At 65.2% G+C, this 6,277-nt stretch carries 7 protein-coding genes, 1 tRNA gene and 1 pseudogene; 7 read left to right on the top strand and 2 right to left on the bottom strand.

The annotated features are described in order from the left end of the window. Together QZT63_RS02860 and gloB are read right to left on the bottom strand one after the other, a co-directional pair. Positions 1–826: transglycosylase SLT domain-containing protein (locus QZT63_RS02860; protein WP_290648402.1), on the bottom strand; the 826-nt coding region annotated here is incomplete at its 3' end. A gap of 135 nt (positions 827–961) precedes the next feature. Then, positions 962–1,729, bottom strand: a complete 768-nt coding sequence (gene gloB / locus QZT63_RS02855; protein WP_290648400.1) for a hydroxyacylglutathione hydrolase — start codon at positions 1,727–1,729, stop codon at positions 962–964. 269 nt (positions 1,730–1,998) lie between these two features. On the opposite strand from gloB, the gene QZT63_RS02850 reads away from it, so the two are divergent. The 7 genes and pseudogenes from QZT63_RS02850 to QZT63_RS02820 all read left to right on the top strand — a co-directional run. Next, positions 1,999–2,778 carry a methyltransferase domain-containing protein gene (locus tag QZT63_RS02850; RefSeq protein ID WP_290648398.1) on the top strand — a complete coding sequence of 260 codons (780 nt, stop codon included), beginning with the start codon at positions 1,999–2,001 and terminating at the stop codon, positions 2,776–2,778. Further along, positions 2,753–3,193, top strand: a complete 441-nt coding sequence (rnhA, locus tag QZT63_RS02845; RefSeq protein WP_290648396.1) for a ribonuclease HI — start codon at positions 2,753–2,755, stop codon at positions 3,191–3,193. The genes QZT63_RS02850 and rnhA overlap by 26 nt, the downstream gene beginning before the upstream one ends. Before the next feature lie 63 nt (positions 3,194–3,256). Beyond that, on the top strand, positions 3,257–3,985 hold the full coding sequence (dnaQ, locus tag QZT63_RS02840) for a DNA polymerase III subunit epsilon (protein ID WP_290648394.1): 729 nt from the start codon (positions 3,257–3,259) through the stop codon (positions 3,983–3,985). Beyond that, the gene (locus QZT63_RS02835) at positions 3,985–4,668 is read left to right on the top strand and encodes an HAD family hydrolase (RefSeq protein ID WP_290648392.1); all 684 of its coding nucleotides are present in this window, start codon (positions 3,985–3,987) and stop codon (positions 4,666–4,668) included. The genes dnaQ and QZT63_RS02835 overlap by 1 nt, the downstream gene beginning before the upstream one ends. A gap of 41 nt (positions 4,669–4,709) precedes the next feature. Next, complete coding sequence (locus QZT63_RS02830; RefSeq protein WP_290648391.1) at positions 4,710–5,492, top strand: competence/damage-inducible protein A; 783 nt, start codon at positions 4,710–4,712, stop codon at positions 5,490–5,492. Between the two features lie 69 nt (positions 5,493–5,561). Continuing rightward, a tRNA-Thr gene (locus tag QZT63_RS02825) sits at positions 5,562–5,637 on the top strand. A 388-nt stretch (positions 5,638–6,025) separates the two neighbouring features. Beyond that, a pseudogene (locus tag QZT63_RS02820) lies at positions 6,026–6,277 on the top strand (hypothetical protein); the annotation flags it as partial.

The raw sequence follows: 6,277 nt of genomic DNA, 5'->3' as shown, positions 1-6,277 counted from the left end.
GGTCGGGAATGCTGGCAAGCTCGATGTCATAGGCACGGGGATCCTTGACCAGCGCACTGGCGGCCAACAGGCGCGGGACATACTTGCGTGTCTCCTGGGGCAGTGCCAGGTTCCAGTAATCCGTCGGCTCGCCATTGGCGGCGGCCTGACGAATCGCCGCCAGAACCCGCCCTTCGCCCGCGTTGTAGGCGGCCACGGCGAGTAGCCAGTCGCCCTCGAACATCTCACCGAGCCGTTCCAGATAATCGAGCGCTGCCTCGGTGGACGCGATGACATCGCGCCGGCCGTCATACCACCAGGAGCGTCGCAGACCATAATGCCGGGCGGTTCCCGGCACGAATTGCCAGATCCCTGCGGCACGGCCGTGGGAGTATGCAAACGGCCGGTAACCGCTCTCCACCACCGGCAGCAGCGCGAGCTCCATAGGCAGATCACGCGCCTCGATGGCCTCGACGATGTAATGCAGGTAAGGCTCCGCGCGCTCGGTGACCTGATCCAGGTACCGCTGGTTGCGGCTGTAGCGGTCTACCTTGGCGACGACGCGCGGGTCGTCCAGATCCGCGTCGATCTTGTAGCCGTCGCGTATTCGAGCCCAGAGGTCGTTCGGATAAGCGGCGCCGGATTCTTTCAATTCCGTGACGGCAGGTTTCTCAGCGAGCACCACCCCCGGGAAGAGCACGTCGTCCTGGCGGGGCGGGTCCATTGCTTGCGGTTGGTCCGCTGGTGCGGCCTGCTCCGGCTCTGCGCTGCCGGAGTACGGCATATGGGCGCAAGCCGGCAATACCAAGCTCGTCATCAGCAGCAAGGGCAGTCTGATGGAAATCACCCGATGCGTCTCCCAATTGGTTGTTATTTGATCCCAATGCCAGCACTAAACGGCCACCAACTGTGTGCCGGCGGACACCCAGCCGAAGCGTCATCACGCTCCGCCACCCTTACGCGATCGTGTCAATACAGGACACTAGCTCGCGTCTTTCCACGCCCGCACGGTGGCGAATACGTCCACCGGCGAGCTTAGCCGTTTACCGGCATACTGTTCTGCGTTTCGCCTGACGGCATCAACGCCTGAGCGCAGGAAGGGGTTGGTACGCAGTTCCTCCTCCAGAGTGCTCGGCATCGTGCACTCCCCACGTGCCCTGAGGGCCTGCACTGCTTCCACTCGCTCGCTCAGAGCGTCGTTGTCCGGCTCCACCCGGTGCGCAAAGCGGAGGTTCGCCAGCGTATACTCGTGCCCTGCGTAGACGTTGGTATCCGCCGGCAGCTCCGTCAACTTGCTCAGGGACTGCATCATTTGCTCCGGCGTGCCTTCGAAGAGCCGGCCGCAGCCTCCAGCGAAGAGCGTATCTCCCGAGAACAGCAGCCCGTGCCCATACAGGCTGATGTGCCCGGCGGTGTGCCCGGGGGTCTCCAGCACGCCCAGCTCCAGACCTAAGGTATCCAGACGGACCACATCCCCCTCGCGCAGCGCGTGCGTGCGGTGCCGGATGGATTCCGCCGCGGGGCCGTAGACGGGAACCTCGGCGTACTTGAGCACGCCGCCCACGCCGCCCTGGTGATCGGGGTGGTGGTGGGTGACGAGAATGGCGTCCAGGGTCAGGTTACGCGCCCGCAAGGCCTCGACCACCGGGGCGGCCTCGCCGGGGTCGACCACCGCGCAATGGCCGTGGTCATCGGTAATAACCCAGACGTAGTTGTCGTTGAGTGCTGGAACAGGGAATACCGTCGTCATAGCCATTATGCTAACCGTTCTGCCGCTGTGGTCCAACGCGAAACTGACTTGCGAAAGGCATGGCTCCGGATTGGCGCCTCCTCAACTTACCCTACACCAACTCTTGCTGCGGGTCGCGGGCAGAACCGGGCGATGGGTGAGTAACTGGTCACCGCGTCCCAGGAGCCTGATAGAATTAGACATGGTATTGGAGGGTTCGGCCTTGTGGTGGTGAGTGGGCTGGTCGTTGGGGTAATCAAATTGCCGGTGCACTGCGTCGGTGGGGCAAGATGATGGGTGAGGACTCCTTGCAGGACTGGTTCCGAACCCCGCTTGGGGAGCTGGTGGCCGCCGCCGAGCGCGAGGCGGTGGGGCGGATGCTGGCGGATTGCCGGCCTGGTTTTCTGGTTCAGCTCGGCGCCATGGGCGATTCGACGGCCCTGCCGGTCGCTGGCGCGGTACGGCAATGGATCGTTGACCGGGATGACTCGGTCCGGCCCTGCGTTAGGGCCTGGCAGGACGACCTGCCGTTTCGTAGCCGCAGCGTCGATACCCTGGTGATGGTCCACCAGCTGGAGTTCGAGCATGAGCCCCATGCGCTCCTGCGCGAGGCCGAGCGGGTGCTCGCACCGGAAGGGCATATGCTCCTGCTGGCGTTCAATCCGATGAGCCTCTGGGGGCTGGGTCGCGTCGTGGGACCTCTGTGGGGTGGTGCCCCGCCTTGGTGCGGCCATTATTACACCGGGCTGCGGCTGCGGGATTGGTGTCGTGTGCTGGGCCTGGAGCATCGGCAGCATGAGCGGGTGTTCTTCCGGCCACCGCTTCAGCGCCCGGGAATCCAGCAGCGGTTGCAGGCCCTGGAGCGGATGGGCCGGCGCTTCTGGCCGGCCCTGGGGGGCGTCAATGCCCAGCTCTACCGCAAGCGCGTGTGCCGCGCCATCCCAATGGGTGCGGTGTTGCAGCGCAAGCGCACCCTGGCAGCCGACGCGCCTGCCGCGGCCCACGCCCGTCGACGCACCGCATTCAAAAGGATGAACGCAACCCGTGAAAACCGTCGAGATCTACAGTGATGGCGCCTGCCGCGGTAACCCCGGGCCCGGCGGCTGGGGCACGTTGCTGCGCTGGAACGGCAAGGAAAAGGGCTTGTGCGGCGGCGAGCGCGAGACCACCAACAACCGCATGGAATTACTCGCGGCCATTCGTGGTCTTGAGGCCCTGAAGCAGCCCTGTCACGTGGTGCTGACCACCGACTCGCAATACCTGCGCAAGGGCATCACCGAATGGCTGCCGAACTGGAAGCGCCGCGGCTGGAAGACCGCAGCGCGCAAGCCAGTGAAGAACGCCGACCTCTGGCAGGAGCTGGACCACCAGGTCCAGCGGCACCAGGTGGAGTGGCGATGGGTCCGCGGCCATAGCGGCCATGCGGAGAATGAAAGGGCGGACAGGCTTGCGAACCAAGGCATTGACAAGATGCTCGCACTGTAATGTGGATCGGCGCCCTGGGCTCTAAAGGCCCCGGGACTGCGGCAGCAAATGACGGAGAAGCCCATGCGGCAGATCGTGCTGGATACGGAAACCACGGGGCTGGAGACATCCCAGGGCCACCGCATCATCGAGATCGGTGCGGTAGAGATGGACAAGCGCCGCCGGACGGGTCGCACCTACCACGTCTACCTCAACCCCGACCGCGAGGTGGATCCCGGTGCTGTGGAGATCCACGGCATTACAAACGACTTCCTCGCCGATAAGCCGCGCTTTGTCGACATCGCCGATGAGTTCCATGAATTCATCAACGGCGCGGACCTGGTGATCCACAATGCCCCGTTCGACGTGGGGTTCATCGATTACGAGCTCGCCCTGCTGGAGCGCGGTCTGCCCACCGTGGCCGACTGCTGCACGGTGACCGATACGCTGGTCATGGCGCGCAGCCTGCACCCCGGGCAGCGCAACACCCTCGATGCGCTGTGCAAGCGCTACGAGGTGGACAACTCCCAACGCGAACTCCACGGCGCCCTGCTGGACGCCGAGATCCTGAGCGACCTCTACCTGGCCATGACCGGCGGGCAGGTCACGCTGTCCCTTGATGCCGAGGACGAAGCCCATGCCGGGGCCGGCGGGCGCCATGCCCCGCGCCGGGTAAGCGCGGACCGCCCGAAACTGCGCGTCATCCGGGCGAGCGTGGACGAAACCGCCGCCCATGAGGCGTGGCTGCAACGGCTCGACGCCGCCGTCGGCGGGCCGTGCGTGTGGCGCCGTGTGGAGGAGGAACAGCGCTGATGTACGCCCTCAGTCTGGACCTGGACGAGACGCTGTGGCGGCTCGATGGCGTGCTGCAGCGAGCCGAGGAGGAGACCGTCGCCTTTTTGCGAGCGCATTATCCGGCCATTGCCGAACAGTACCCGCCTGAGCGCATGCGCGTGCTGCGGGATCAGGTTGCCGAGGAATCCCCGGAGCTGCTCTACAACGTCACGGCGCTTCGCATCCGCACCTTCGAGCGTGCCGCCGCGAGCGTAGGCGCGCCCAAGCGCGCGGCCGAGGAAGCCTTCGAGGTGTTCCTCGATGCCCGGCACCGCATCGAGCTTTACCCGGATGCGCTGCCATTACTGGAGCAGCTCCACCAACGCCTGCCCCTGGTTGCGCTGACCAACGGCAACGCCGATGTCCATCGCCTGGCCTTGGGCCACTACTTCGTGGCCGCGTATTCGGCCGTCCACGTTGGCGCCGCCAAACCCAGCCGGCCCATGTTCGAGGCCGCCTCCCGCGGCGCGGGCGTGCCCATGGAGCGGCTCATTCACGTCGGCGACGACCCGATCAGCGACGTCACCGGCGCCGCCCAACATGGCCTGCGCGCCATCTGGCTCAACCGCTCCGGCGCCGCCTGGCCTGCGGACGTCCCGAGGGTCGACCATGAGGAAATCCAGAGCCTGGACCAGCTCCCACCCCTGATCGATCGACGTTGACGAGCCGCCACGCGCGCACCACCACAATCCCGGAGACCACCATGTCGACTGAGCAACCCCCCGGCTTCGGCGTGATCATCATCGGCGATGAAATCCTCTCCGGTAAACGCCGGGACGGCCACATGCCCAAGGTCATCGAGCTGTTGGGTGATCGGGGGCTGGAACTCGCCTGGGCCCGCTTTCTAGGGGACGACCCGCAGCGCCTCACGCAAACCCTCACCGCCTCCATGGCCAGTGACGACATCGTCTTTAGCTTCGGCGGTATTGGTGGCACCCCTGACGACCGCACCCGCCAGTGCGCAGGCGTCGCCGCCGGCCTGGAGCTCGAGCCCCACCCGGAGGGTTTGCGGCTGCTTCGCGAACAGTTCGGCGACAGCATCAATGCGCAGCGCCAGCGCATGATCGAGTTTCCCAAAAGCGCGGGCATCATCCCCAACCCGGTCAACCGGATTCCGGGCTTCTCCCTCGGTCACCACCACTTCGTCCCCGGTTTTCCCAACATGGCCTGGCCCATGGTCGCCTGGGTGCTCGACAACCACTACGCCCACCTCCACGCCCGGGGCGACCGCAAGGAGCGTGCCCTGACCGTGCGCGGCATGCGCGAAAGCCACGCCATCCCGCTGCTGGACGAATTTACCGAGCAGTACACGCGCGTACGCCTCTCGTGCCTGCCGCGCTGGTGCCCGCCGGAGTACGAACTGGAGCTCGGCGCGCGCGGGGCCAACGAGGAGGTGGACACGGTCATCGCCGCACTCCAGGAGCGCCTCACCGCCATGGGCGCCGACTGGGAAGAAGCCGACCTCACCCGGGCACGGGATGCCTGACGATGCGACCCGGGGCGTCGTTGTGACCCCCCACCCACTTCGGCTATACTCCCGCGCTCCGACCAACTAGCCGGTGTAGCTCAGTCGGTAGAGCAACTGATTCGTAATCAGTAGGTCGGCGGTTCGATTCCGTCCACCGGCACCAAATAAACAAGAACCTACAGAGTCAATCGCCCCAGCCATCTAGCCAAGCCACAGCATTGTCACAGGCCTTCCTCACACATCACAGCTGGGAGGAATGCCGGTGCATACGTACGAAGACTGGCGCCGGCATTACGAGTTGCCCGATACCGATGCGACCCGCCTCGAGTACCGCGAGTATCTCGAAGCCTTGGAGATCCTGCAGGCCGTGGGCCAAGACAAGGCCATCAACGTTCCCACCCCACGCTCCTCCCCCTTTCCAAACGTTTCACCGGGGCGTGTGACCGGGAACTTCAGCGGGATGTCCAACGATTTAATCTGCGTGACAACAGGCGATCCTTCCCAATGGGCTGGTATGGAGCTGCTCGAACCGGGAGGCACTGGAGGCGCTGATGCAGTCGCAGCGGCAAAGCCAGGAGGCGCATTGGCGGTTCCTGGAGGCCTGGAAACGCGCCGTGATGCTAATCGGTCCGGAGTACTTCCAGGTGGCTTGCGAGTCGGTACAGGCCGCGACCGACAAGTGGGATCTGCAACCCGATCTCATGGCCCTCACGGAACTGGTTCGAAGCCCCTTGAGCCCAGGTCAGCGGACGTTCATCGGCGCGTGCTGCAGTTTCTACAACTCGAAGAGTGGGCAGATCCTG

This window comes from Aquisalimonas sp., from assembly GCF_007120195.1.
GTDB lineage: Bacteria > Pseudomonadota > Gammaproteobacteria > Nitrococcales > Aquisalimonadaceae > Aquisalimonas.
This window is presented reverse-complemented; position numbering and strand designations above follow the sequence as displayed.

Coding starts and splice junctions, on each gene's coding strand:
- QZT63_RS02850 (WP_290648398.1), top strand. CDS start 1,999: ATGATGGGTGAGGACTCCTTGCAGGACTGGTTCCGAACCCCGCTTGGG.
- dnaQ (WP_290648394.1), top strand. CDS start 3,257: ATGCGGCAGATCGTGCTGGATACGGAAACCACGGGGCTGGAGACATCC.
- gloB (WP_290648400.1), bottom strand. CDS start 1,729: ATGACGACGGTATTCCCTGTTCCAGCACTCAACGACAACTACGTCTGG.
- QZT63_RS02830 (WP_290648391.1), top strand. CDS start 4,710: ATGTCGACTGAGCAACCCCCCGGCTTCGGCGTGATCATCATCGGCGAT.
- QZT63_RS02835 (WP_290648392.1), top strand. CDS start 3,985: ATGTACGCCCTCAGTCTGGACCTGGACGAGACGCTGTGGCGGCTCGAT.